At 69.7% G+C, this 26,036-nt stretch carries 25 protein-coding genes; 16 read left to right on the top strand and 9 right to left on the bottom strand.

What is annotated here, in order from left to right; translation table 11 throughout:
* Nucleotides 1–4 precede the first annotated feature (4 nt).
* The 3 genes from ACFY10_RS17510 to ACFY10_RS17500 form a co-directional block, all read right to left on the bottom strand.
* Nucleotides 5–1,135 (bottom strand): acyltransferase family protein, encoded by a 1,131-nt coding sequence (locus ACFY10_RS17510; protein ID WP_390665999.1) that lies wholly within the window; start codon nt 1,133–1,135, stop codon nt 5–7.
* A 237-nt stretch (nt 1,136–1,372) separates the two neighbouring features.
* The gene (locus tag ACFY10_RS17505; RefSeq protein WP_390665998.1) at nt 1,373–2,704 is read right to left on the bottom strand and encodes an alpha-2,8-polysialyltransferase family protein; all 1,332 of its coding nucleotides are present in this window, start codon (nt 2,702–2,704) and stop codon (nt 1,373–1,375) included.
* Nucleotides 2,704–3,690 carry a glycosyltransferase family 2 protein gene (locus ACFY10_RS17500; protein WP_390665997.1) on the bottom strand — a complete coding sequence of 329 codons (987 nt, stop codon included), beginning with the start codon at nt 3,688–3,690 and terminating at the stop codon, nt 2,704–2,706. The genes ACFY10_RS17505 and ACFY10_RS17500 overlap by 1 nt, the downstream gene beginning before the upstream one ends.
* Before the next feature lie 198 nt (nt 3,691–3,888).
* On the opposite strand from ACFY10_RS17500, the gene ACFY10_RS17495 reads away from it, so the two are divergent.
* Genes ACFY10_RS17495 through ACFY10_RS17480 form a run of 4 tightly spaced genes read left to right on the top strand, consistent with a single transcriptional unit; the run spans nt 3,889 to nt 8,583 of the window.
* On the top strand, nt 3,889–5,235 hold the full coding sequence (locus ACFY10_RS17495; protein ID WP_390665996.1) for a DUF6716 putative glycosyltransferase: 1,347 nt from the start codon (nt 3,889–3,891) through the stop codon (nt 5,233–5,235).
* 32 nt (nt 5,236–5,267) lie between these two features.
* Nucleotides 5,268–6,533 carry a cytidylyltransferase domain-containing protein gene (locus tag ACFY10_RS17490; protein ID WP_390665995.1) on the top strand — a complete coding sequence of 422 codons (1,266 nt, stop codon included), beginning with the start codon at nt 5,268–5,270 and terminating at the stop codon, nt 6,531–6,533.
* A 14-nt stretch (nt 6,534–6,547) separates the two neighbouring features.
* Complete coding sequence (locus tag ACFY10_RS17485) at nt 6,548–7,483, top strand: N-acetylneuraminate synthase family protein (RefSeq protein ID WP_390665994.1); 936 nt, start codon at nt 6,548–6,550, stop codon at nt 7,481–7,483.
* Between the two features lie 32 nt (nt 7,484–7,515).
* Nucleotides 7,516–8,583, top strand: coding sequence for a hypothetical protein (locus tag ACFY10_RS17480; RefSeq protein ID WP_390665993.1), 1,068 nt, complete (start codon nt 7,516–7,518; stop codon nt 8,581–8,583).
* Between the two features lie 27 nt (nt 8,584–8,610).
* Here the strand turns inward: ACFY10_RS17480 and ACFY10_RS17475 are convergent, their stop codons facing one another.
* On the bottom strand, nt 8,611–9,279 hold the full coding sequence (locus tag ACFY10_RS17475) for a class I SAM-dependent DNA methyltransferase (protein ID WP_390665992.1): 669 nt from the start codon (nt 9,277–9,279) through the stop codon (nt 8,611–8,613).
* A gap of 14 nt (nt 9,280–9,293) precedes the next feature.
* Complete coding sequence (locus ACFY10_RS17470) at nt 9,294–9,566, bottom strand: hypothetical protein (RefSeq protein ID WP_390665991.1); 273 nt, start codon at nt 9,564–9,566, stop codon at nt 9,294–9,296.
* A gap of 296 nt (nt 9,567–9,862) precedes the next feature.
* Between ACFY10_RS17470 and ACFY10_RS17465 the strand changes: the two genes are divergently transcribed.
* From ACFY10_RS17465 to ACFY10_RS17425, 9 genes are all read left to right on the top strand, one after another.
* Nucleotides 9,863–11,083, top strand: coding sequence for a M20 family metallopeptidase (locus ACFY10_RS17465; RefSeq protein WP_390666185.1), 1,221 nt, complete (start codon nt 9,863–9,865; stop codon nt 11,081–11,083).
* 288 nt (nt 11,084–11,371) lie between these two features.
* Nucleotides 11,372–12,424 (top strand): BMP family protein, encoded by a 1,053-nt coding sequence (locus tag ACFY10_RS17460; RefSeq protein WP_390665990.1) that lies wholly within the window; start codon nt 11,372–11,374, stop codon nt 12,422–12,424.
* Between the two features lie 201 nt (nt 12,425–12,625).
* Nucleotides 12,626–14,161: an ABC transporter ATP-binding protein gene (locus ACFY10_RS17455; RefSeq protein ID WP_390666184.1), complete on the top strand. Its 1,536-nt coding sequence runs from the start codon at nt 12,626–12,628 to the stop codon at nt 14,159–14,161.
* The gene (locus ACFY10_RS17450) at nt 14,158–15,282 is read left to right on the top strand and encodes an ABC transporter permease (protein ID WP_390665989.1); all 1,125 of its coding nucleotides are present in this window, start codon (nt 14,158–14,160) and stop codon (nt 15,280–15,282) included. Before ACFY10_RS17455 ends, ACFY10_RS17450 begins: the two co-directional genes overlap by 4 nt.
* Nucleotides 15,282–16,568 carry an ABC transporter permease gene (locus tag ACFY10_RS17445; RefSeq protein ID WP_390665988.1) on the top strand — a complete coding sequence of 429 codons (1,287 nt, stop codon included), beginning with the start codon at nt 15,282–15,284 and terminating at the stop codon, nt 16,566–16,568. The genes ACFY10_RS17450 and ACFY10_RS17445 overlap by 1 nt, the downstream gene beginning before the upstream one ends.
* Entirely contained in the window at nt 16,565–16,966 is a 402-nt protein-coding gene (locus ACFY10_RS17440; protein WP_390665987.1) for a cytidine deaminase, read from the top strand. Before ACFY10_RS17445 ends, ACFY10_RS17440 begins: the two co-directional genes overlap by 4 nt.
* An 87-nt stretch (nt 16,967–17,053) precedes the next feature.
* A complete protein-coding gene (locus ACFY10_RS17435) occupies nt 17,054–18,331 on the top strand; it encodes a thymidine phosphorylase (protein WP_390666183.1) in 1,278 nt (425 codons plus the stop codon).
* 67 nt (nt 18,332–18,398) lie between these two features.
* Complete coding sequence (locus tag ACFY10_RS17430) at nt 18,399–18,533, top strand: hypothetical protein (RefSeq protein WP_390665986.1); 135 nt, start codon at nt 18,399–18,401, stop codon at nt 18,531–18,533.
* Nucleotides 18,530–18,994, top strand: a complete 465-nt coding sequence (locus ACFY10_RS17425; protein WP_390665985.1) for a Uma2 family endonuclease — start codon at nt 18,530–18,532, stop codon at nt 18,992–18,994. Before ACFY10_RS17430 ends, ACFY10_RS17425 begins: the two co-directional genes overlap by 4 nt.
* A 1-nt stretch (nt 18,995) precedes the next feature.
* Here the strand turns inward: ACFY10_RS17425 and ACFY10_RS17420 are convergent, their stop codons facing one another.
* The gene (locus tag ACFY10_RS17420; RefSeq protein ID WP_390665984.1) at nt 18,996–19,916 is read right to left on the bottom strand and encodes an AEC family transporter; all 921 of its coding nucleotides are present in this window, start codon (nt 19,914–19,916) and stop codon (nt 18,996–18,998) included.
* A 147-nt stretch (nt 19,917–20,063) separates the two neighbouring features.
* Here ACFY10_RS17420 and ACFY10_RS17415 point away from each other — a divergent pair, with 147 nt between their 5' ends.
* Nucleotides 20,064–20,450 carry an STAS domain-containing protein gene (locus tag ACFY10_RS17415; protein ID WP_390665983.1) on the top strand — a complete coding sequence of 129 codons (387 nt, stop codon included), beginning with the start codon at nt 20,064–20,066 and terminating at the stop codon, nt 20,448–20,450.
* Here ACFY10_RS17415 and ACFY10_RS17410 read toward each other — a convergent pair.
* Complete coding sequence (locus tag ACFY10_RS17410) at nt 20,334–21,356, bottom strand: sigma-70 family RNA polymerase sigma factor (RefSeq protein ID WP_390665982.1); 1,023 nt, start codon at nt 21,354–21,356, stop codon at nt 20,334–20,336. The two genes, ACFY10_RS17415 and ACFY10_RS17410, sit on opposite strands and share 117 nt — an antisense overlap.
* A 174-nt stretch (nt 21,357–21,530) precedes the next feature.
* On the bottom strand, nt 21,531–22,835 hold the full coding sequence (locus ACFY10_RS17405) for an MFS transporter (RefSeq protein WP_390665981.1): 1,305 nt from the start codon (nt 22,833–22,835) through the stop codon (nt 21,531–21,533).
* A gap of 63 nt (nt 22,836–22,898) precedes the next feature.
* Between ACFY10_RS17405 and ACFY10_RS17400 the strand changes: the two genes are divergently transcribed.
* On the top strand, nt 22,899–23,861 hold the full coding sequence (locus ACFY10_RS17400; protein WP_390665980.1) for a LysR substrate-binding domain-containing protein: 963 nt from the start codon (nt 22,899–22,901) through the stop codon (nt 23,859–23,861).
* Nucleotides 23,862–23,973: 112 nt separating this feature from the next.
* On the opposite strand, the gene ACFY10_RS17395 is transcribed toward ACFY10_RS17400, so the two are convergent.
* On the bottom strand, nt 23,974–24,735 hold the full coding sequence (locus ACFY10_RS17395) for an alpha/beta hydrolase (RefSeq protein ID WP_390665979.1): 762 nt from the start codon (nt 24,733–24,735) through the stop codon (nt 23,974–23,976).
* Between the two features lie 113 nt (nt 24,736–24,848).
* Here ACFY10_RS17395 and ACFY10_RS17390 point away from each other — a divergent pair, with 113 nt between their 5' ends.
* Entirely contained in the window at nt 24,849–26,006 is a 1,158-nt protein-coding gene (locus ACFY10_RS17390) for an adenosine deaminase (protein ID WP_390665978.1), read from the top strand.
* Nucleotides 26,007–26,036 lie beyond the last annotated feature (30 nt).

Raw genomic sequence — 26,036 nt, 5'->3', positions numbered from 1 at the left:
GACGTCAGCCTCGGCGCGGCCCGGACAGTGCCGCCCGCAGCCGCGGCGTCAGCTGCTTCTCGACGTAGCGGTTCAGCAGCCAGGCCAGCAGCAGCATCGACGCGACCGTCAGGGCGAAGGTCGCCGCCGACGGCAGGCCGAGGCCGATGTGCAGGGCGTGGATCACGACCCAGCCCAGGTGCTCGTGGACCAGGTAGAACGGGTACGTCAGCGCCCCGGCCACGGTCAGCCAGCGCCAGTTCGCCCAGTTCAGACAGCCCAGGGCGATCGCGGCGACCGCGACGAAGCCGAATGCGACGATGAGGGTGATGCCGAGCGAGGAGCGGTGGGCGAAGGCGTTCGGGTCCGACGCGTTCCACAGGCTGCGCACCGCGTAGTGCTGCCCGATCAGGAAGCTCACGGCCACGATGCCCCAGGCGTAGACGTCGCGCCGGTCGCGGTGGACGAGGTAGAGCCCGACACCGCCGATGAAGAAGGGCGCGTACTCGGGTATCAGTACGATGTCGAGCAGTGGCATGTGCGCGCCCTGCGCGATCGCCGCCGCCAGCGTCCAGCCCGCGCAGAACAGGATCACTCGGCGACGGGTCGCCCCGGGCAGTACGACGCACAGCGCGAACAGCGCGTAGAAGCGGATCTCCGCCCAGAGCGTCCAGCACACCCCCAGCACCCGGTCCACGCCCAGCGGTTGCTGAAGCATCGTCAGGTTCACCAGTGTGTCGCTCGGCGACAGGGCCTTGTAGGCGACCATCGGCAGCGCGAACACCGCCGACACGATGAGGATCGCCGCCCAGTAGGCCGGCAGCAGACGGGAGGCACGGGAGGCGAAGAACGACTTCAGGGGCCGGCCCCAGCCGCTCATGCAGATCACGAATCCGCTGATCACGAAGAAGACCTGGACACCGAGGCAGCCGTAGGAGAAATAGCTGTGCAGCGTGGGGAATTGGTGCTTGGCGGAACTTCCCCAGGCTCCGGTGACCTCGCCGCCGCGGCCGCCGTAGTGATACGCCGCCACCATCAGCGCGGCGATCAGTCGCAGTCCGTCCAGGGCGCGGAGCCGGGTTTCGCGGGGCTGCGTCCGTGCCGGCCCTTGGTGCACCGGCGCGTCGGGCACGGGCCGGACGGTCGTGCTGGTCACTGAATTCCCCTCGCTGGGCGTTCACTCTCACGGGTGCCTCACAGCACATTAGTCCGATTCACAGTGATGCCATGGCTGGGAAGTCGACGATTTGTCGCGTGGTCCCGGGGAGTTCACCTGAGCGTCGTTTTGGCTTCTTGAGTTCACTCAGAATTCCCCCACGTCGCAGTGGGGAGTTGACCGACGGCGGGCCCCCACTCCGGTGGGGGCCCGTCTCTCCTTGTCGCCCTGCGGCCCTTATCGCTCAATGGCCTTCTTCAGCGCCCGCGCCCGGCGGACCACCCGGCGGGCGGTGGAGTTGCGGGGGAGGAACGCCAGGCGCTCCGGGATGCCGCCCGGCAGGCCGAGCGCGGTGAGGCGCTTGCGCCTGAAGTAGCGCTTGGTGCGCGGGGTGAGGTGCTTGGAGAGGTGGCGTTCCGCCTCCGTACGCAGGTGCGGGTAGATCTGGGGCTGCATGGTGTAGCTGAGCGTGCCGAGCAGGCCGTCCAGGGTGCTTTCGGGCAGCGTCTTCTCGCCCTTGCCGCCCTCCAGGTCCGGCAGCAGCGCGTCGGCGAGGACGACCGGGACCCGGTTGCTGTTCTGATAGGGCGTGAGGCGGTCCAGGAGCGGCTCGGTGCCGATCCGGGCGACCGGGAGGCCGTAGAACGCGGACGCGGTGAACAGGGCCGTGGAGAAGCAGCCGACGACCAGGCCGGGCGGCGACTTCTCGAACAGCACCTCGGCGAGTACGGGCAGGTCCAGGACGGTGAGGTCGACGCCGAGCTCGGCGGCCTCCGTCTCCAGCGCGCGGCTGTAGCGGGCCGGTGCGGTGGGATGCGGCTTGAAGACGATCGAACGGTGCCCGCGTTCGACCGCCCCGCGCATCATCCGCACATGCAGGTCCTCCTCCTCCTCGGGGGAGAGGATGCCCAGCGCGGACAGGTACTGCCCGAGCAGCAGCGCCGAGTTGTCGGGCAGGACGGGCAAGTCCTCGACGGAGGAGGTGAGTTCGCCCATCACCTTCAGGAACGCCTCGGTCGGTACGAGTTCCGCCGGTACGTCGAACTCGGTCAGCAGTCTCGGGGTCAGACCCGGCACCAGATCCAGATGGAGCAGGCGCCGCACGCGCGTGCCGACCAGCGGGTCGATCTTGTTGCGGGTGGGGCCGTAGCTCATCAGGCCGTCGGCGTAGACGTCGACGGGCGCGTCGGTGAACAGCTGGGCCACGGTCAGCGCCGGGGTGACCTGGATGGACTCCAGGACCAGCTCCACGCGGTCGTCACCCAGGTCCCACAGGAGCCGCAGATAGCGCTCGAAGAGCGGGACGTCGTCCTGGCGCGGGGTCCAGGCACCGGGGTGGAAGGGGCGGATGGCCTCGTTCCACGACAGTACGGAGTCGAAGTGGTGGCGCAGCGGCTCGAAGCCCGGCATCTCGTCGACCGGCGGGGTGATCTCCGGCGTCGCCGAGTTGTTGAAGACCAGCAGCAGGCTGCGGTCCTCCGCCTCGAAGCAGTCGGAGTCGATCGCGGCGGCCACGGTGGCGGCGCCGTACAGGGTCGAGACGCAGTAGATGCGGGTGGTACGGGGCATCAGGCAGCCGCCTTCGCTGTCGTGATCCGGCGCCGCAGCCGCCGCAGCTTGGAGGAGCGGTGCATGTCCATCGTTTCGAGTACGTCGCCGAGCATGTCCTGCGGCAGGCGCTTGATGGCGGCCGCGCTCCTCGCCCGCAGCTCCCGGTACACGGACGGCTCCCATTTCTCCTCGTCCGAGACATGGTGGGCGATGATCGCGCAGTACGTGCGCACCGCCTTCGGCAGCAGCTGGTCCGCGTCCGGGTCCTTGGCCGTCTCCTCGATGACCTGGTCGAAGGCGCGGATGAAGTCGAGCTGGCGGACGTCGCCGATCTGCGTCAGGGAGGAGGCGACCCCGCGCCGGTAGAAGACGCCGAGCAGGCTCACCACGGCGAACGACTCCGCCTCGCGGTGCAGCTTCCAGATCCACGGCCGGTCCTCGGCCGTGCGCAGCCCGTCGGTGAAGTGCAGCAGCCCCTTGTCCAGGAGCCGGCGGTGATAGGCGCCGGCCCACGCGAAGGCGTAGTCCACGGAGGTCGAACGGTCGGCGGGCAGGATCGCCTCGCGCGGGTTCAGCGCCTCCCAGCGGCGCCCGTAGGGAACCCTGCTCACGGAGCGCGCGCGGGCGGTCGCCTGCACATGGTCGGTGCGGACGAAGTCGACGCCCAACCCCTCGATGGCCGCCACCAGTTCGGCGAAGTAGCCGGGAGCCAGCCAGTCGTCGCCGTCCAGGAACGTCAGGTACTCGCCCTGCGCCGCGTCCAGGCCGGTGTTGCGGGCAGTGGCGAGTCCCCCGTTCTTCTCATGGCGGATATACCGCACCTGCGCCACGTCGGAGAGCTCCTCGACCGCGCGTTCGAGAATCGCCGGAGTTTCGTCCTTCGAATGGTCGTCGACCAGTACGAACTCGAAATCCCGTTGCGCGTTCAGGCGAAGGCTTCTGAGGGTGTCCGGGGCGTATTGCTGCACGTTGTAGAACGGCACGATCACGGAAAGCTTTGGCACATGCGAAAGCGTAGGAGGCGGTTCGGCGGCGTAACTTTCCGGCGCCCGTACAGAGGGTGAACTCAATGTGTCGGAACGGTGCATCGACTGTAGCTCCGGGGGTTTGGCGGGCCAGTTCGGCTTTCGGCGGGGTGTTGTTAACTTTTTGTTGAGGTGCGGTTGGGCCGCGCCTCGGAATTGCTTCCTAGCGTCTTCGTCGTGCCACCAAGTACCTCGAAGCCCACGCGAATCGCCGTACTCGCGGACTCCGACACCCGCTGGAAATGGGGTGCGCTGACCGCGGCTCGTATCGCCCCGGGCCCGTCCATGGAAGCCGCACCCCGCGAGGACGCGCAAGTCGGTCTCGAGCTGAGCGGATTCCTGCTGCGCGGGCGGGCGACGCCGACCGCCCGCCAGCTGGCGGAGGTCGGTGTGCGCGCCGACTCCCTCAGGGAGGTCACCGCCGTAGAGTTCCTGCGCGCCATGGCCGAGGAGTCGTACGACGTCGTCGTGCTCGCACTCGTCGGCGGCGGCGTACAGGCGATGCTGCACGGCCTGGCGCGTGTGTGGGAGGGCAGCGAGCGGCGTCCCGTCGTCGTCACCGGCTACGTCGGCGTCGTCTACGAGAAGCTCGCCGACGGCCTCCTCCTGCGGCACGGCGCGGACCTCGTCCTCGCCAACTCCCGCCAGGACGCGGAGCGTTTCAGGGCCGTGTACGAGGGGGTGGGCGCCGACTCCTCGTCGGTGACCGAGGTGGCACTCCCGTTCCTCGGCGGAGCGGCCTACGAAGGTGAACACGACCCGTACACCGTGGTGTTCGCCGTGCAGCCGTCCGTCCCGGACAGCCGCAAGGACCGGATGTACCTGCTGAACCGGCTGGTCCAGCACGCCCGGCTGCACCCCGAGCGCGAGGTGCTGCTGAAGCTGCGCTCCAGGCCGGGCGAGCACACCACCCACATCGAGGAGCAGCCCTACCAGAAGCTGGTCCAGCGGCTCGATCCGCCGGCCAACTTCCGCCTGGTGTACGGGAACATGGGCGAGGTCCTCGACCGCACCGACCTGCTGGTCACCATCAGCTCGACGGCCGCGCTGGAGTCCCTGCACCGCCGTATCCCGACGGTCGTCCTGACCGACCTGGGCGTACGCGAGGTGCTCGGCAACCACCACTTCGTGGGCTCCGGATGCCTCGCCTCCTGGGACCAGCTGGACGCCGGGCACCGGCCGACCGCCGACGAGGAGTGGGTGGCCCGGCAGGGCGTCGCAGCGGACGGCTCCTACGCCACCGCCTTCGACGCGGCCCGCGAGCGCATCGCCAAGCTGCTCGACCGCCCCGGCGGCCCCGCGCCGCTGACCCCGTACTACACGCCCGCGACGGCGCCCGGCTATCTGCCCGGCATCCTCGCCCGCCACCACCTCGGCCCCGACGGCAGCCCGCTGCCCGGCGCCCCCGCCGCCGACAGGGAGCCGGGCCCGGTCCGGCAGATAGTGCGCCGGGCGGCGCGCGGTGCCTACCGGCACGGCGTGCAGCGGGTCGCGCCCGTCATCCGCCGGATGGGCGAGCTGTGAGCCGCACGACCCCTCTTCAAGGAGCTGAACCCATGTCCAACCCGGAAGCGGGCCAAGGCGCTTCGGTGCGCCGGGTGCTCGCGGTGATCCCCGCGCGCGGCGGCTCCAAGGGCGTGCCCGCGAAGAACCTCGCCCCCGTCGGCGGTGTGCCGCTGGTGGCGCGGGCGGTGCGCGAGTGCCGGGCGACCCGCCTGGTGACCGACGTCGTGGTGTCCACCGACGACCAGGCCATCGCCGCGGCGGCGCGCGAGGCCGGCGCCGAGGTCGTGCTGCGCCCCGCCGCCATCGCCGGGGACACGGCGACCTCCGAGGCCGCCGTCCTGCACGCCATGGACGCTCACGAGGCCCTGCACGGCGCGGCCGTCGACGTGGTGGTGTTCGTGCAGTGCACCAGCCCGTTCATCATCCGCGAGGACATCGACGGAGTGGCGTCCGCGGTCGTCGAGAACGGCGCCGACACGGCCGTCACCGTGGCCCCCTTCCACGGCTTCATCTGGCGCGACGCCGAGGACGAGGTCACCGCGGGCACCGTCGCGGAGGCCGACGCGGCCACCGGCGGCGGCTACGGCGTCAACCACGACAAGTCCTTCCGCCCCCGCCGCCAGGACCGCCCCCAGGACCTCCTGGAGACCGGCGCCGCCTACGCGATGGCCGCCCCCGGCTTCCGCAAGCATCAGCACCGCTTCTTCGGCCGCACGGAGCTGGTCCGCACGGACCCCGCCCGCGTGCTGGAGATCGACGACCCGCACGACCTCGCGCGGGCCCGCGCGCTTGCGCCCCTCTTCGACGCGGACCGCCCCGGTTCGCTGCCGACCGCAGACGACGTCGACGCGGTCGTACTCGACTTCGACGGCACCCAGACCGACGACAGGGTGCTGATCGACGCCGATGGAAAGGAGTTCGTCTCCGTGCACCGCGGGGACGGCCTCGGTATCGCGGCGCTGCGCAAGAGCGCGCTGAAGATGCTGATCCTCTCCACGGAGCAGAACCCGGTCGTCGCCGCCAGAGCCCGGAAGCTGCAGATCCCGGTCCTCCACGGCATCGACCGGAAAGACCTCGCACTGAAGCAGTGGTGCGAGGAGCAGGGCATCGCGCCCGAGCGCGTGCTCTACGTCGGCAACGACGTCAACGACCTCCCGTGCTTCGCCCTCGTGGGCTGGCCCGTGGCGGTCGCGAGCGCCCACGACGTGGTACGCGGCGCCGCCCGTGCGGTCACCACCGTCCCCGGTGGCGACGGCGCGATCCGAGAGATCGCCAGCTGGATCCTCGGCCCCTCTCTCGACTCCCTCGACAAGTAAGGAACGTTCCTGTCATGAGCAACTCCCGTCTGCGCCAGTTCGGTTCGAAGACCGCCGGCCCGGGTCAGCCCGTCTACGTCGTCGGCGAGATCGGCATCAACCACAACGGCGAGCTCGAGAACGCCTTCAAGCTGATCGACGCCGCCGCCGAGGCCGGCTGCGACGCGGTCAAGTTCCAGAAGCGCACCCCCGAGATCTGCACCCCGCGCGACCAGTGGGACATCGAGCGCGACACCCCCTGGGGTCGGATGACCTACATCGACTACCGCCACCGCGTGGAGTTCGGCGAGGACGAGTACCGCCAGATCGACGAGTACGCCAAGACCAAGAACATCGACTGGTTCGCCTCCCCGTGGGACACCGAGGCCGTCGCCTTCCTGGAGAAGTTCGACGTCCCCGCCCACAAGGTCGCCTCCGCCTCCCTGACCGACGACGAGCTGCTGCGCGCCCTGCGCGCCACCGGCCGCACGGTCATCCTGTCCTCCGGCATGTCGACCCCGAAGCAGATCCGCCACGCGGTCGAGGTCCTGGGCAGCGACAACATCCTGCTCTGCCACGCCACTTCGACGTACCCGGCCAAGGCCGAGGAGCTCAACCTCCGCGTCATCAACACCCTGCAGGACGAGTACCCGAACGTCCCGATCGGCTACTCCGGCCACGAGACCGGCCTGCAGACCACCCTCGCCGCGGTCGCCCTCGGCGCCACCTTCGTCGAGCGCCACATCACCCTGGACCGCGCGATGTGGGGCTCCGACCAGGCCGCCTCCGTCGAGCCGCAGGGCCTCACCCGCCTCGTCCGCGACATCCGCACCATCGAGGCCTCCCTCGGCGACGGCGTCAAGAAGGTCTACGAGTCCGAGCTCGGCCCGATGAAGAAGCTGCGCCGCGTCACGGGCGTCGTCGCCGAGGCGGAGATCGCCGCGGCCGCGGGCGAGCCGGTCTCGGTCTGAGTCACCATCACTTAGGGGACGGTCATACGTCGATGAGCCGCCGCGCCGGATCCGCCGGCAGCACCTCCACTCTCGCGTTCGTCGAGAGCCCGGTACAGCTTCTGAACGTGCTGGAGTGGGCGCATGCCCAGGCGCCCGGCGCGACGCTCACCCTCGTCGTTCTGTCCCCGACCGACCCCATGACCCGCGGCCAGCTGCGCCGCATGGCCGAACTCGCCCGCGACGAGGGCCACACGGTCCGCTGGGAGGAGGCCCGGGGCGGCCCCGCGGCCCCCTTCCAGACCATCGGCGGCCTGACCGGCATGCTCCGCAGGGCCGACCGCATCGTCCTGGGCGACCCCTTCTCCCGCTACGTACAACTCCTGCTGACCATCACCAAGGCCCGCGACCTGGTCGTCGTCGACGACGGCACGGCCACGATGGAGTTCGTCGCCCAGCTGGCCCGCGGTGAACGTCTTGTCCGCTGGCACCGCAAGGGCGGACGCCCGAGCGCACGCGACCTGATCTTCGCGCCGGTGTCCTCCAAGGCTCGCCGCCGCCTCACCCCGAGCGCCAGGCGCAGGGTGGCGATCTTCTCCTCCATGCCCATGGACGAGATCCCGCCCGGCGTGACCGTCCACACCAACGACTTCTCCTGGACCCGCTTCCGCTTCGGCCCGCCCCGCATCACCAAGGGCGCCGACATGGTGGGCACCTCACTGGTGGAGACCGGCGTGGTGGACGGCGACCGCTACCTGGAAGCCGTCCGCACCCTGGCGAAGACCCACGGCGCCACCCGCTACTTCGCGCACCGCCGCGAGAGCACGGACAAGCTCCACCGGCTGGCCGCCGAGACGGGCCTGGAGATCGTCCGCCCCGACCTCCCCCTGGAACTGATCGCCCGCCGCGGCCCGATCGGCCGCACGATCCTGAGCTTCCCCTCCACCGTCGTCCACACCCTGCCCCTCGCCCTGACAGGCACGGAGGTCCGGGTCGCGGTCTGCGACATCGACCCTGGCTGGCTGACGGAGAACGCCTCACCGCGGGCGCAGGGGTTCTTGTCGGGGGTTACGGGGACGGCGCGGGACGTCACGCGTCTGTCGGCGGTCACCGCGGCGTGAACCGGGGCGGGCCTCAGTCGTCCGTCCTCAGCCGTCCTTCCGCGCCAGCAGGAACGCCCGCGGCTGCTTCTCCTCGCCGTCCGGCTCGCGCAGGACGCGGGCGTGCAGCCGCAGGCCCGCCTTGACCAGCTGCTCGGCGACGGAGTCCGGCGTACGGAAGTAGTAGTCGAGCGAGATCTCCTGCCCGAACCGCTCCGTCAGGTGCATGCTGCCGTCCTCGTCGCCGCTCTGGAAGCAGAGCAGGACATGGCCGCCGGGGACCAGGACGCGGTGGAACTCGGCGAAGACCGCAGGCAGGTGGTCGTCCGGGACGTGGATGATCGAGTAGAGGGCGAGCACGCCGCCCAGCGTCTCGTCAGGCAGGTCCAGCGAGGTCATCGAGCCCACGTGGAACCGCAGTCCGGGATGCGCCTCCCGGGCCAGCGCCACCATGCCGGGCGACACATCGACCCCGAACGTCGGCACGCCGAGCGCATCGAGCCGGGCGGTGACATGGCCGGGTCCGCTGCCGACGTCGGCCACAGGAGCCGTACCGGCCGCACGGACGAGCTCGGCGAAGGCGGTGACCAGGGCGAGGTCCAGCGGTCTGTCGCTGAGCCAGTCGGCGAACTGCTCGGTGTACGGGCGGGCGATCGCGTCGTACGAGGATCGGGTGGCATGCAGGAAATCCGGGCTGCCCGGTATCGCGGAGCTCACGGGCCCGCACCCTACTAGCGGTCGTCCGTCGTCCAGGTGAAACCGCCGAGAGAGTCCCGCGAAGTCTCCTCGAACGTCTCCCCGGACCTTTCCCCAGACCTCTCCCCGAGCTCGGCCGACCGTGGCGGGTACCGCCACCGCTGGTACAGCGACACCGCCAGCACCAGCAGCCAGCCCGCCAGGGTCATCACGACCAGGCCCCCCAGGACCAGGATCGCCATCCCGAGGAACCCGAATCTCGCCAGCATCCAGGGGATCTGGTCCTCACCGCAGCCGCACGCCTCCATGGAGGCAGGGTGCCCACGACCGGCCGCCGTGTGCGCTGCGTGGCGGAAACGTCGCGCGGTGGTGATGATTCCGGGATCCGGGCCCGTTTGTTCCACAGTGTGGTCCCGACAGGCGGAACAGAACCACCGGGGAGGTGTCGGGCGTGGTATGCGTAGAGAAAAGACAGGTTTACCCATCTCCACCCACGCCCATGCGTCGAGCGGCCAATTTTTCTTCCCCTTACGGGTTGAACTTTTGTTGATCGAGGGTCAGTTGGCCACCCCGGCGTCCTACCCTTCAGAGGGTGAAGCAACTGATGTCCCTAGAGCCCGAGGCCGACCAACCCGGGGAAGCCGTGCTTCCCGGCACGCTGCCCGAGGCGCTGCGTGCCGAACTCGTAGCCTTCCGGCGCGACTTGCACATGCACCCCGAGCTCGGCAACCAGGAGTTCCGTACGACCGCGGCGATCAAGGCGCGGCTCGAGGCTGCGGGTCTTGAACCGCGCGTGCTCGCCACCGGTACCGGGCTCATCTGTGACATCGGGGAGTGGGACGGTGGGCGGCCCATGCTGGGCCTGCGCGCCGACATCGACGGCCTGCCCATCCCGGACACGAAGACCGAGTGCGCGTACCGGTCGACCGTGCCGGACCGGGCGCACGCCTGCGGGCACGACGTGCACACGACCGTGGTGCTGGGCGCAGGGCTGGTCCTGGCCGAACTGCACAAGCAGGGGAAGCTCCCGCGGCCCGTACGGCTGCTCTTCCAGCCCGCCGAGGAAGTGCTGCCCGGCGGCGCCGCCGACGCCATCGAGTGCGGGGTGCTGGAGGGGGTGGGGCGGATGATCGCCGTGCACTGCGACCCCAAGGTGGACGCCGGGCGCATCGGTCTGCGGCAGGGCGCCATCACCTCCGCCTGCGACCGGCTCGAGGTCGCCCTGGACGGGCCCGGCGGACACACCGCCCGCCCGCACCTCACCACCGACCTGGTCACCGCCGCGGCCCGCGTCGCGATCGACGTGCCCGCCCTGGCCGGCCGGCGCGTGGACACCCGCAGCGGCCTCGCCATCACCTGGGGCCGCATCGAGTCCGGGCACGCCCCGAACGTCATCCCGCAGCACGCCGAGCTCTCCGGGACCGTGCGCTGCCTCGACATCGAGGCCTGGCGGCAGGCGCCGGACCTCGTGGTCGCCGCCATCGACGAGGTCGCCAACCTGCACGGCGCCAAGTCGGAGATCAACTACGTGCGCGGTGTCCCGCCCGTGGTCAACGACCCGGACGTGACCGACCTGCTGCGCGACGCCATGACCGCCCGCCGCGGCGCCCAGTCCGTCGAGGACACCGAGCAGAGCCTCGGCGGCGAGGACTTCTCCTGGTACCTGGAGCACGTCCCCGGCGCCATGGCCCGCCTCGGCGTCCGCACCCCGGGCGAGCGCACGGTGCGCGACCTGCACCAGGGCGACTTCGACGCGGACGAGTCCGCGATCACGGTCGGTGTCGAGCTGTTCACGGCGGCGGCCCTGCTGGACGCGGGGAAGTGATCCGAGCGTGCCGAACGGCCCCCTCGGGGGCCGTTCCGCCGCGCGGCGCAACATGCTCGTAAGCCAATCGTGCACTCATCGAAATCCCGGTGTGTGAGGCCGGAAGAGCCTGAGTTCAGACGCTGTTTGCCTCGAATCGATAACGGCTTCGAGAGGGGTGTTTTTCTGACATCTACGCGCGTTACGATGCCGCGAAGCCGACGCCGCAGGGGCGTCCGGGCCCGAGCACTGGCATGGTGCTCACATGAAGCGCCGACAAGGCGCTCAGGTCAGGTGAAGGAGCCTCCCGTGCGCCGGGTAGCCAAGCTTTCCGCTGCGTGTATCGCCACCGCAGCTCTCGCAATGACTGCCACCGCGTGTGGCAGCACCTCGTCCGACACTGGCAGCTCGTCCTCCTCCTCGGGCAGCAGCAAGGGCATCAAGATCGGTCTCGCCTACGACGTCGGTGGCCGTGGTGACCGTTCCTTCAACGACTCCGCCGCGCGCGGTGCCGACAAGGCCGAGAAGGAGTTCGGCGGTTCCATCAAGGAGCTCACCGCCAAGACCTCCGACACCGAGGCGGACCGCGAGCAGCGCCTGACCGACCTGGCGGAGGCGGGCTACAACCCGATCGTCGCCGTCGGCTTCTCCTACGCCACCTCGATCGACAAGGTCGCCAAGGAGTACCCGAAGGTCAACTTCGGTCTCATCGACTCTGTCGCCACCGCCAAGAACGTCGACAGCATCACCTTCACCGAGGAGCAGGGCTCCTACCTGGCCGGTGTCGCCGCGGCGCTGAAGACCAAGAAGAACCACGTCGGCTTCATCGGCGGCGTCGACACCCCGCTGATCAAGAAGTTCGCGGCGGGCTACGTCCAGGGCGTCAAGGACACCAAGTCCAGCGTCAAGGTCGACGTCCAGTACCTGACCCACGGCTCCGACCTGTCCGGCTTCTCCAGCCCCGACAAGGGCAAGGAGGCCGCGTCCGGCCAGCTCGACAACGGCGCCGACGTGATCTACGCCGCCGCCGGCTCCTCCGGCAACGGCTCGATCGAGGCCGTCAACGGCGTCAAGGGCGCCTGGGCCATCGGCGTGGACTCGGACCAGTACAACATCCCGGGTCTGGCCAAGTACAAGAACTCGATCCTGACCTCGATGGTCAAGAACGTCGACGTCGGCGTCTACGACTTCATCAAGTCCGTGCACGACGGCAAGCCGCTGACCGGCAACCAGATCTACTCGCTCGCCAAGGGCGGTGTCGGCCTGGCCACCAGCGGTGGTTTCATCGACGACATCAAGACCCAGCTCGATGCCGCGAAGAAGAAGATCGTCGACGGCACCGTCAAGGTCAAGACCAGCTGACCTGACGGTTCCCGCCGAAACCTCGGCTCGGCGAGGGGGCGCTCGTCAACCCCCTCGTCGAGCCATAACAATGTGTCAACTCTACGCGTGTAGCATGGAGTTGCCGCGCTAGCGTCGCCGACGCCTGCCCTCCCCTACGCAGCCCCTTTTCCCCGAGGAGAGTGCGCCATCAACGCGTCCAGCCCTCCCGCTGCCGTCGAACTGCGCGGCATCACCAAGCGATTTCCCGGCGTCGTCGCCAACAAGGACATCGACATCACCGTCCGTACCGGAACCGTCCACGCCCTCTGCGGTGAGAACGGCGCCGGCAAGTCCACCCTGATGAAGATCCTCTACGGCATGCAGCAGCCGGACGAGGGCACCATCACCGTGAACGGCGAGACGGTCACCTTCCACAACCCCGCCGACGCCATTGCCCGCGGCATCGGCATGGTGCACCAGCACTTCATGCTCGCCGACAACCTCACCGTCCTGGAGAACGTCGTCCTGGGCGCGGAGAAGCTGTACGGCATCGGCGGCAAGGCCCGTACGAAGATCAAGGAGATCTCGGACGCGTACGGCCTGAACGTCCGGCCCGACGTCCTCCTGGAGGAGCTCGGCGTCGCCGACCGCCAGCGCGTGGAGATCCTCAAGGTCCTCTACCGCGGAGCCAAGACCCTCATCCTCGACGAGCCCACCGCCGTGCTCGTGCCGCAGGAGGTCGAGGCCCTCTTCGACAACCTGCGCGAGCTCAAGGCCGAGGGCCTCACCGTCATCTTCATCTCCCACAAGCTGGGCGAAGTCCTCTCCGTGGCCGACGAGATCACCGTCATCCGCCGCGGCACCACCGTCGGCACGGTCGAGCCGGCCGGCACCACCCCCAAGCAGCTCGCCGAGCTGATGGTCGGCAGCGAACTGCCCACGCCGGAGACCCAGGAGTCGACGGTCACGGACGTCCCGCTGCTCAAGGTCGACAAGGTGCACCTGAGCCAGGTCGACCTCGACGGCATCGAGCGCATCATCCTCGACGAGATCTCCTTCACCATCCACAAGGGCGAGGTCCTCGGCATCGCCGGCGTGGAGGGCAACGGCCAGTCCGAGCTGGTCGAGGCGATCATGGGCATCCGCGACCCCGACGCGGGCGTCATCTCCCTCGACGGCACCGACATCTCCCACGCCCCCACCCGCCGCCGCCGAGAGGCCGGCGTCGGCTACATCCCCGAGGACCGCCACCGCCACGGCCTGCTCCTCGAGGCCCCGCTGTGGGAGAACCGCATCCTCGGCCATGTCACCGAGCGGCCCAACTCCCGCGGCCAGCTCCTCGACATCAAGGCCGCCCGCACCGACACCGAGCGCATCATCGAGGCGTACGACGTCCGGACCCCCGGCATCGACGTCACGGCCGCCTCGCTGTCCGGCGGCAACCAGCAGAAGCTGATCGTCGGCCGGGAGATGAGCCACGAGCCCAAGCTGCTCATCGCCGCCCACCCCACGCGTGGCGTGGACGTCGGCGCACAGGCCGCGATCTGGGACCACATCCGCGAGGCCCGCCGAGAGGGCCTGGCCGTGCTGCTGATCTCCGCCGACCTGGACGAGCTCATCGGCCTGTCCGACACCCTGCGGGTGATGTACCGCGGCCGCCTGGTCGCAGACGCCGACCCCGCCACGATCACTCCCGAGGAGCTGGGCTCCGCCATGACGGGCGCGGCCACCGGCCACCTGGAGCACACAGAGGACGACGAGGACGACGCCCGATGAACAAGCTGACCCAACGCATCGACAAGGAGCGGCTGCTCCTCGGCATCGCGGCGCCGCTGCTGGCGATCGTCGCAGCGGTCGTCGTCACCGCCCTGGTCATCCTCGCCACCGGCAAGAACCCGGGCTCCGCCTTCAGCGACATGCTGACCTACGGCACCGCAAGCGACAGCCAGGTCTACATCCTCAACAAGGCGACGACGTACTACCTCGCGGGTGTCGCGGTGGCCATCGGCTTCCGCATGAACCTGTTCAACATCGGCGTCGACGGCCAGTACCGCATCGCCGCGTTCTTCGCCGCCGTCCTCGGCGGCGCGCTGACCGTTCCCGGCTGGATCGCCATCCCGCTGATCATCCTGTGCGCCATGGCGACCGGTGCCCTGTGGGCCGGCATCGCGGGTGTTCTCAAGGTGACCCGTGGCGTCAGCGAGGTCATCTCGACCATCATGCTGAACTCGATCGCGACCGCGATCATCGCCTACCTGCTGCAGCCGGGGAAGCTCGCCGAGCTGCAGAGCGGCGGCACGGTCATCTCCACCAAGCCGCTGCCGGAGTCCTCGTACTTCTTCAGCATCGACACCGGCCCGGCGGGCGTGCTGTGGGGCTTCATCGTCATCGCCGTGATCATCGGCATCGCGTACTGGTTCGTGCTCGGGCGCACCCGCTTCGGCTTCGACCTGCGCACCGTCGGCCAGTCCGAGAGCGCGGCCACCGCGAGCGGTGTCTCCGTCAAGAAGATGGTCGCCACCAGCATGCTCATCTCGGGTGCGGTGGCCGGTCTGATCGGTATGCCGACCCTGCTCAACGACAGCCACCAGTTCAGCAACGACTTCCCGACGGGCATCGGCTTCACCGGCATCGCCATCGCGCTGCTCGGCCGCAACAACCCGGTCGGCATCGCCCTCGGCGCACTGCTGTGGGGCTTCCTGGAGCGCACCACCAACCACCTGGAGTTCCAGGGCTACGACAAGGAGATCCTCGGCGTCATCCAGGGCGTCATCGTCCTGAGCGTCGTCATCGCCTACGAACTCGTACGCCGCTACGGCCTCAGGCGCCAGCAGCAGCGGGTCGGCGCCGAGCTCGCCGCCCAGGCCGCCCCGACCCAGAAGCAGGAGGTGGCGTGATGACTGCCACGATGACCGACACGCCGCCCCCCGCGGCTCCCAAGGCGGACACCGAACGCGCCCGCTCGGGCCGCTCCATCGGCCAGATCCTCATGATCGTCGCCGGCGCGCTGCTGCTCGTCGCCGCGGTCCGCGTCATCACCGGCTCCAACCAGCTCACCTCCGAGGGCCAGGTCTCCGCCGCCCTCGGCCTCGCCGTGCCCATCGGTCTCGCCGGTCTCGCGGGTCTGTGGTCCGAGCGGTCCGGTGTGGTCAACATCGGCCTCGAGGGCATGATGATCCTCGGCACCTTCGGCGCCGGCTGGATCGGCTGGCAGTCCAACCCGTGGCTCGGCCTGCTGATGGGCATCGCCTTCGGCGTCCTCGGCGGCCTGGTGCACGCCGTAGCGACCATCACCTTCGGCGTCGACCACATCGTCTCCGGTGTCGCGGTCAACCTGCTCGCACTCGGCATCACCCAGTACCTAGCCAAGCTCTTCTTCACCAACGGCAAGGCGGCCGACGCGGGCGGCAACCCCAAGCAGTCCCCGCCGGTGGACTCGCTGCCCAACTTCGACGTACCGGGACTGTCGGACGCGCTGCAGTCGATCGAGAAGCACCACTGGTTCCTGATCTCCGACATCGCGGGCATCCTCGGCGGCCTGGTCACCAACCTGTCCGTGGTGACCGTCATCGCCGTCCTGCTCTTCGTCGGCAGCTGGTGGCTGCTGTGGCGCACCCCGTTCGGTCTGCGCCTGCGCTCCTGCGGTGAGAACCCGATCGCCGCGGAGTCCCTCGGCGTCAACGTCTACAAGTACAAGTACGCGGCCGTGGCCGTCTCCGGCGGCCTCGCGGGCCTCGGCGGCGCCTTCCTCGCCCTGGTCACCTCGCACACCTACCTGGAGAACCAGACCGGCGGACGCGGTTACATCGGTCTCGCCGCCATGATCTTCGGCAACTGGCGGCCGGGCGGCCTCGCGATGGGCGCGGGCCTGTTCGGCTACTCCGACGCGCTGCAGCTGCGCAACGGCGGCGAGACCGTCCACGCGCTGCTGCTCCTGCTGGTCGTGCTCCTGGTGGGCCTGGCCGGCTGGAAGCTGTACAAGAAGGCGCACTGGCAGGGCGGGATCAGCCTCATGGTGGGCGCGGGTGTCCTGGTCTGGTACCTGGTCACCGACGAGGTCCCGAGCGACTTCGTGGGCGCCACCCCGTACGTCGTCACCCTGCTGGTGCTGTCGCTGTCCGCGCAGCGCCTGCGGATGCCGAAGGCGGACGGCATGCGTTACCGGAAGGGCCAGGGCAAGTGACCCCGCCGGCCGCCGTCGACTGGGAGGCGCTCCGGGACCTGGCCCGCGAGGCCATGTCCCATGCGTACGCCCCCTACTCGGGCTTCCCCGTCGGGGTCGCCGCCCTGGTCGACGACGGCCGCACGGTCTCCGGCTGCAACGTCGAGAACGCCTCCTACGGCCTCGGCCTGTGCGCCGAGTGCGGGCTGGTCTCGGAGCTGCAGCGCACGGGCGGCGGCCGCCTGACGCACTTCACGTGCGTCGACGGCCGGGGCGAGATCCTGGTCCCGTGCGGCCGCTGCCGCCAGCTGCTCTACGAGTTCGGGGGCCCCGACCTGCTTCTGGAGACCCCGGCGGGAATCCTCCCGCTCTCGCAGATGCTCCCCCAGGCCTTCGGCCCGGAGCACCTCACCAAGTAACTCCCGTACGGCCCCTCCGAGTTGAGCACACTGGCTCGGAGGGGCCGCACACTTCCATGAACCTCGGAAGGAACGCACGCCATGGCCATGGACGCCATCTCCGTCATCCGCACCAAGCGGGACCGCGGTGAGCTCAGCGACGAGCAGATCGACTGGGTGATCGACGCGTACACCCGCGGGGAGGTCGCCGACGAGCAGATGTCCGCGCTCGCCATGGCCATCCTCCTCAACGGCATGAACCGCCGCGAGATCGCCCGCTGGACGGCCGCGATGATCGCCTCCGGCGAGCGCATGGACTTCTCGTCCCTGTCCCGCCCCACGGCCGACAAGCACTCGACGGGCGGCGTCGGCGACAAGATCACGCTGCCGCTGGCGCCCCTGGTCGCGGCCTGCGGCGCGGCCGTACCCCAGCTCTCGGGCCGCGGCCTCGGCCACACCGGCGGCACGCTGGACAAGCTGGAGTCGATCCCCGGCTGGCGCGCGCTGCTGTCGAACGAGGAGATGCTGAACGTCCTCGACACCACCGGCGCGGTGATCTGCGCGGCGGGCGACGGCCTGGCTCCCGCGGACAAGAAGCTGTACGCCCTCCGTGACGTGACCGGCACGGTCGAGGCGATCCCGCTGATCGCCTCCTCGATCATGTCGAAGAAGATCGCCGAGGGCACGGGCTCCCTGGTCCTGGACGTGAAGGTGGGCACGGGCGCCTTCATGAAGACCATCGAGGACGCACGGGAACTCGCCTCCACGATGGTGGGCCTGGGCACGGACCACGGCGTGAAGACGGTCGCGCTGCTGACCGACATGTCGACCCCGCTGGGCCTGACGGCGGGCAACGCCCTGGAGGTCCGCGAGTCGGTCGAGGTGCTGGCGGGCGGCGGTCCGGCGGACGTGGTGGAACTGACCATCGCCCTGGCCCGCGAAATGCTCGACGCGGCCGGCGTGAAGGACGCCGACCCGGCGAAGGCCCTGGCCGACGGCTCCGCGATGGACGTCTGGCGCCGCATGATCGCGGCCCAGGGCGGCGACCCGGACGCGGAGCTGCCGGTGGCCCGCGAGCAGCACGTCATCAAGGCCCCCTCCTCCGGCGTCCTGACCCGCCTCGACGCCTACGACATCGGCGTCGGCGCCTGGCGTCTGGGCGCGGGCCGCGCCCGCAAGGAGGACCCGGTGCAGGCGGGCGCGGGCATCGAGCTGCACGCCAAGCCGGGCGACACGGTGACGGAGGGCCAGCCCCTGCTGACCCTGCACACCGACACCCCCGAGCGCTTCGAGTACGCGCTGCAGGCGATGGAGGGTTCTTACGACATCGGGGCGGCGGGGGCGGAGTTCTCGGCGTCGCCCGTCGTGCTGGAACGTATCGCCTGACCAGGGGAGTTTCCCATTCGAGTGAACGGGATCGGTGGACCGCCACCGGTCCCGTTCGGCATGTTGGATGGGCGCCATGGACGTGCTCGACGGTGACTACATCAAGGCCGACAACGAGTGGGACGAACTGGTCTGGGTCTGGCAGCAGACGGATGTTCCCAGGGCTGCAAGGTGGAGATCGTCCAAGGGCTCGTCACCGTGACACCCTCGTCCGCCAACGCGCACCACGGAATTGCCGAGTGTGTGCAGCGGCGCCTCTACGAGGTGATCCCAGAGGACTGGGGGATCTATCAGCGGCTGGGCATGGCTGTGCCGTCCCGACTGGGCCTCTACATGCCCGACCTTGCCGTGGTGCCGGAGGAGGTGCTGAAGGGAGACGGCTACTACATCCCGGCGGGCAAGGCCGAACTCGTCGTGGAAATCACCTCGTTGGCCACTGCGACCAATGACCGGATCCACAAAGCCGCAGGCTATGCCGAGGCCGGTATCCTGCTCCACCTCCTGATCGACGGTCTGGCACCGGGTGGCCCGACGATCACGCTGTACGGGGAACCGAACGACGGCGTCTATCGGATCCTGCGCGCAGGCAAGTTCGGCGTCCCGGTCGAGCTGCCGCACCCCTTCGAACTCGCCGTCGACACCAGTTCGTTCCCCACCCCCTGAGTCACCCCAGCAACGCGGCGACCACCACCAGTACCGGCACGGACAGGACCGTCGACAGCAGGATCGAGTCCCGCGCCAACCCTTCCGCCACCCGATACCGACTCGCGTACGTGTACAGGTTCTGCGCCGCCGGGAGCGCCGACGTCACCACCACGTCCAGGAGTTGGTGGCCGTGCAGGCCGAACACCCCCACCGCCAGTGCCCAGGCTGCCACCGGCTGGCCCACGGCCTTCAGGGCGACCGACAGCAGGACGGGGTTCCGATCGGCGCCCCGGCCCGGCATCGTGCTGCCGCACAGGGAGATGCCGAAGGCCAGCAGGACCGCCGGGACCGACATGTTGCCGATCAGGGTCAGCGGGTCCATGACCGGGTCCGGCACCCGCAGCCCGGTCGCGGCGACCGCGACGCCCGCCAGCGAGCCCACCGCGATCGGGTTGCGCAGGGGAGTCAGGAGCCGTAGCCACAGCGGGCCCTTCTTACCCTTGCCGGACAGGTCGAGGATCGTCAGGGCGATCGGGGTCAGCGCGATGATCTGGAAGAGCAGGACCGGCGCCACGAGCGAGGCGTCGCCCAGCACGTACACCGCGATGGGGATGCCCAGGTTGCCGGAGTTGACGTAACTGGAGCACAGCGCGCCGATCGTGGTGCGCCCGATGCCCCAGCCCCGTACGACACCGACCGCGACGAAGACCCCGGCCGCCGCGGCCGTGCTCATCGCCGTCACCAGGAGCCGGCTGGAGAAGATCACCGACAGGTCGGCCTTCGCGAGCGTCGTGAAGAGGAGCGCGGGGGAGGCCACATGGAAGGCCAGCTTGGTCAGGACCTCGCGGCCGTGTTCGCCGAGATACCCCTGCCGTCCGATGACATAGCCCACTCCGATGACGACCGCGATGACCGCGAAACCCGTCAACACGCCCTGCACGGCGCCTCCTTGACGGGGTGGAGGAGGCCGTCGGGTATCCAGGGCGGTGCTGATGCTTGGGGCATACACCCAACCCTCTTGGGAAGGTGGGGAGCGGGTCAATGTGATCCCGATCGGTGGACACGCCCGGTAGTCGGGTGTGCCGCGATGAGTTCCGCCTGTCAGTCCGGTCTACCGCTCGTGGACGCCATGACACCCGCCGTACTCGTGCTGCCCGGCCCCGTCACCCGTGACGAGGTGACGGGGCTGTGCGAGGACGTGCGCGAGCTGCTGGAGTCCACCGGGGCCGGGGCCGTGGTGGTCGACGTCGCTGCGATCGGGCCGCCGGGGCTGGGCGCCGTGGACCTGCTGGCACGGCTGGAGCTGGCCGCCCGGCGGGCGGGAGGCCGTATCCGCCTCCGTGACCCCGCGCCCTCCCTACACGCGCTTCTCGACCTGGTCGGACTCCGCATCGAGGTGGAGGGGCAGGCCGAACAGCGGGAACCACCGCTTCGTGTCGAGGAAGAAGTGGAACCCGGTGAGCCGGCCGTCTGATATCTCCAGCACCTGCACCGCCCACGGGGCGTAGCCGCCCTCCTCCGGGTCCGGCTTGTACTGGGCGAACCCCGGCAGTCCGTTGACCTGCACCGGAACCAGTCGCGAGCCCTCGCAGGCGGAGCCGAGCGTCGTCATGAAGCCGGTGATGTCGTCATGGCCCGTCAGCCACAGGTCGAACGGCGGCATCGTCATTACGGCGTCCTCGTGCAGCAACGCCGTGAGCGCCGTCATGTCGTAGCCCTCGAAGGCCGCGACGTAGCGGTCGAGCAGCTTCTGCTGCTCCGGGTCCAGCGGGTCGGAGACGGCCGCACCGGCGGCCTTCTCGCCCTCCCGCTCGGCGAGCGTGGCCCGGGCCCGCTGAAGTGCGCTGTTCACCGACGCCACCGACGTGTCGAGCAGCTCGGCGACCTCGCTCGCCTTCCAGGCCAGCACCTCGCGGAGGATCAGCACCGCGCGCTGCTTGGCGGGCAGCTGCTGCAGCGCGGCCATGAAGGCGAGCCGCACGGACTCCTTGGCGACGGCGGCCTCCGCGGGGTCCTCGACGGTCGGCAGCACGCGGGCGTCCGGCATCGGCTCGAGCCAGGTGTTGTCGGGGCGGGGGGAGAGGGCGGCCTGGGCGAGCGGCGTCGACTCGTTCAGGTCCATCGGGCGGGCGCGCTTGTTGCCGGCGGTCAGCATGTCCAGGCAGACGTTCGTCGCGATGCGGTACAGCCAGGAGCGGAGGCTGGAGCGGCCCTCGAACTTCTCGTAACTGCGCCAGGCGCGGACCATCGTGTCCTGTACCGCGTCCTCGGCCTCGAAGGAGGAGCCGAGCATGCGGTAGCAGTAGCCGGTCAGCTCGACCCGGTGCTTCTCGAGCCTGACGTCGAGGTCTGTCGTCGTGGTCGCCGTACCGTCGCTCATCGTCCACCCACCCCTGTGGCATTCCTGTCGCGCGCCTTTGCGCCCAGCACGTTCGAAGCTAGCGCAGGGCACTGACAATGGCGTGCCGAGTGGGTGAATGTGCAGGTGGGTGGGGGTTGCCGTCCCCAGGGGGCTCCGCCCCCGGACCCCCGATCGGCCTGAACGGCCTCGTCCTCAAACGCCGGACGGGCTGAGTGATGCGAACCGGCGCTGCCGTCGCTCAGCGACCCGCGCCGCCCGCGTCCCGAACACCGTGATCGTCACGACCCCCAGTATCGCCAGCAGGCCGACCCCGACCGTTCCGGTCCAGCCGCCTGCGTGGAAGGCCATGGCTCCGATCGTGCTGCCCGCGCTGGACCCGATGTAGTACGCCGACTGGTACAGGGCGGAAGCCTGTGCACGACCCCTCGTCGCCGTCTTGCTCACCGCCGACGAGGCGACCGCGTGCCCCGCGAAGAACCCCGCGGTGATCAGCACCAGCCCCAGCAGCACCGGTACGAGAGATCCCGCGAGGGACAGGACCAGTCCCGTCGCCGTCGTACCGCCCGCCAGGTACAGGGCCCCACGGCGGCCCAGACGACCCACCAGCCGTCCTGCCGTCGACGCCGACACCGTACCCACCAGGTACACCAGGAAGATCGACCCGATGACGCCCTGCGGCAGCGAGAACGGCGCCTCCGTCAGGCGGTAGCCGATCACCGTGTAGACACCGCCGAACACCGTCATGAACAGCGCACCGATCGCGTACAGCCGGCACAGCAGCGGGTCGGCGAGATGCTCGCGCACCGTCCGCGCCAGGACCCGCGGCCGCAGCGAGCCGGCGACGAAGTGCCGCGGCGCAGGCAGCAGCAGCCGGAACGCGACCGCACACGCCACCGCAATCGCCCCGATCACGCCGACCGCGACCCGCCAGCCCCACTCCTGCGCGACCCATCCGGTGATGACCCGGCCGCTCATCCCGCCGACACTGTTGCCCGCGACGAACAGCCCGATCGCCGTGACCAGCGCCTTCGGCCGGACCTCCTCGGCCAGATACGCGGTCGCCGACGCCGGAAGCCCGGCCAACGCCGCCCCCTGCAGCGCCCGCAGCACGACCAGCACGCCCAGCGACGGCGCGAACGGGACCAGGAGCCCCACCGCCACCGCGACCACCAGCGAGCCCGTCATCACCGTACGACGCCCGAACCGTTCCGACAGCGCGCTCATCGGAAGGACGAACACCGCCAGACCACCGGTCGCCGCCGCCACCGTCCAGCTCGCCTCACTCGGCGCCACCCCGAACTCGCCCGAGATCAGCGGCAGCAGGGCCTGTGTGGAGTAGAGCAGCGCGAAGGTCGCGACACCCGCGAGGAAGAGGGCGAAGCTCATCCGGCGGTAGCCGGACCCACCCGGGGCCATACGGGAATCGGCAACATCGACAACAGGGACAGCGGATGCGGCGCCCACGACGGTGGACGCCCCGGTACTGGCGGGAGACATGCCTCGAAGCTACGTACGCCCCCGCTCATCCGTCCAATGCATGGAATCGCCATAATCGTTCCCATGGTGCATCAGCAGAGGTCACAAGCTCGTCTGTCACCGTCCAGTGACACAAAAGACACCGAGGACATCGTCTCGCTGCTCGCTCCGCGCCTCGCCCACTTCGCCGGCGTCGCCCGTACCGAGCACGTCACGCGCGCCGCCCAGGAGATGCAGGTCCCGCAGTCCACCCTCTCCCGGGCCATGGTCCGGCTCGAACAGGATCTGGGCGTCGACCTGTTCGCCCGCCGCGGCCGCACCGTCTCGCTCACCCCCGCCGGCCGCACCTTCCTCGGCTCCGTCGAACGCGCCCTCGCCGAGATCGAGCGCGCCGCCGACGAGGTCCGCGCCGACGCCGACCCGGCCACCGGCAAGGTCGCCTTCGGCTTCCTGCACACCATGGGCGCGGAAACGGTCCCGGGCCTCATCCAGGCCTTCCGCGTCGACCACCCCCGCGTCCGTTTCAGCCTCGTCCAGAACTACGGCGAGGCGATGCTGGAGAAGCTGCGCGCGGGCGAACTCGACCTCTGCCTGACCTCACCGGTCCCCGATGCCCCCGGCCTCGTGGCCCGCCGCCTCGACGAACAGAAACTCCGCCTGGTCGTCCCCACGGACCACCCCCTGGCCACCCGCAGACGCATCCGCCTCGCCGAAGCGGCCGACGAAACCTTCGTCACCCTCGAACCCGGCTACGGCATGCGCCTCATCACGGACGACCTCTGCAGGCAGGCCGGCTTCAAGCCTCGCATCGCCTTCGAGGGCGAGGAGGCGGAGACCCTGAGGGGTCTCGTAGCGGCCGGCCTCGGAGTCGCCCTCCTTCCCCCACCGGCCTTCCCCCGCCCAGGAGTTGTGGAACTCACGGTCACAGCCCCACGTGCGGCACGCGAAATCGGCGTGGCTTGGCTGGACGGCCACCCGGACACACCCCCAGTGGCAGCCTTCAAGAGGTTCCTACTCTCAAGAAGGGGCAACTTGCTACCGGCCTGAGAGCAGCGGCTTTAAAGGGGCGCGGGGCTGTATCGATTTGCGGCTCCGCCGCGTGGGCGCGAGCAACCACAACGAACCCGCACCCGCCAACGAACCAAGCACCCCAACGGCGCTACCGGCGCAACGACTTACCAAACCCCGCAGCCAAGGGCATCCGCAACCCCAACGGCGGCGGAGCCGCCAACGCATCCTCCACCGGCCGCGAAAAGGAACGCCCGAACAACGCCCCCATCACGAAATCCTCGGCCAACGCCTGCACTTCACTCCGGTACTGATGCAACCCATGACCGTCGGAGTGCACTTCGAACCGGCACACATCCCGGTTCGCCTTCTTCGCCCGCGCCGCCAGCCGGAAGGAGAGCTCGGGGTCGGAGACATCGTCATTCGTGCCGTGCACGATCAGCACCCGCCGCCCCGCCAACTGCTTCACCGGTTCAGGCGAAGCCGCGACGTCCTCCTCGGGCAGCCAAGGCGCCATCGCCAGTACGGAGTTGACGGCCTCGTGCCCGCCCGCGCGCAGTGCGGCCCGGCCGCCCATGCCGAGGCCGGCGAGGCAGACAGGGACGTCCCCGTACCGCCGTACGGCTTCGTCCGCGGCCCAGGAGGCGTCCTGTGCCAGATGCGCCTCGCTGCCGTTCCAGCCGCGGTAGCGGTAGTGGACGACATGCGTGGCCAGGCCCTCCGCCCGCCCGGCGCGGGCCAGGCGGCGGCCCAGGGCGCGTACGGAGGCGGTCGCCAGCATGGGGGACGGTCTGCGGGCCGACTCCTCGTCGCCGCCGGGGAGCAGCAGGACCACTCCGCTGACCGCCGTCGGCTCCGGGCCGAGTGCCCTCCCCAGCCGGGCCCGTCGAACCGGCGTCGCTTGGTGTGCCATGACAGAACAGTGTCAGAAGCGTGGGTGTACGTGCCCCGTCCTTGCGGTCACCGTTACGTATCGACGGAGTTGTACAGCGAGCGATCTACGCGCGTAGGAGTTAGAGTGCGGAAATGACGAGCCAGACCATCTCGAACACCCCGACGCCGGACCAGATCCGCCGGGCGCCGAAGGTTCTGCTGCACGACCACCTCGACGGCGGCCTCCGCCCGGGGACGATCGTCGAACTCGCCCGTGACTCGGGCTATGAGCGCCTCCCCGAGACCGACCCCGCCAGGCTGGGTGTCTGGTTCCGGGAGGCCGCCGACTCCGGTTCGCTGGAGCGGTACTTGGAGACCTTCTCCCACACCGTCGGCGTGATGCAGACGCGGGACGCGCTGGTGCGGGTCGCGCGCGAGTGCGCCGAGGACCTCGCCGAGGACGGGGTCGTGTACGCCGAGGTGCGGTACGCCCCCGAGCAGCATCTGGAGGGCGGGCTCAGCCTCGAGGAGGTCGTGGAGGCCGTCAACGAGGGCTTCCGGGAAGGGGAGCGGCTCGCGCGGGAGAGCGGTCACCGGATCCGTGTCGGGGCCCTGCTCACCGCGATGCGGCATGCCGCCCGCGCCCTGGAGATCGCCGAACTCGCCAACAGGTACCGGGACTTGGGGGTGGTGGGGTTCGACATCGCCGGCGCCGAGGCCGGTTACCCGCCCACCCGGCACCTCGACGCCTTCGAGTATCTGAAGCGCGAGAACAACCACTTCACCATCCATGCCGGTGAGGCCTTCGGGCTGCCGTCCATCTGGCAGGCACTGCAGTGGTGCGGCGCCGACCGGCTCGGGCACGGCGTGCGCATCATCGACGACATCCAGGTGCATGCCGACGGTTCGGTGAAGCTCGGGCGGCTCGCCTCGTACGTACGGGACAAGCGCATCCCGCTCGAACTGTGCCCCAGCTCCAACCTCCAGACCGGGGCGGCGGAGTCTTATGCCGAACACCCGATCGGGCTGCTGCGCCGACTGCACTTCCGTGCGACCGTGAATACGGACAATCGACTCATGTCCGGCACGAGTATGACCCGGGAATTCGAGCACCTAGTCGACGCCTTCGGTTATTCGCTCGACGACATGCAGTGGTTCTCCGTCAATGCGATGAAATCAGCGTTCATTCCTTTCGATGAACGACTGGCGATGATCAATGACGTGATCAAGCCCGGATATGCCGAGTTGAAGTCCGAATGGCTGTTCCAGCAGACCGCTTCCACCAGCGGTTCTGTGGCCTCGGAGGGGTAACAGGGGATATCGGGGTGTGTGGAATGCGGA

This window comes from Streptomyces sp. NPDC001401 (assembly GCF_042895385.1).
In the GTDB taxonomy this organism is placed as follows: Bacteria; Actinomycetota; Actinomycetes; order Streptomycetales; family Streptomycetaceae; genus Streptomyces.
Note: the sequence above shows the minus strand (reverse complement) of the source record. Positions and strands in the feature narration are given on the sequence as shown.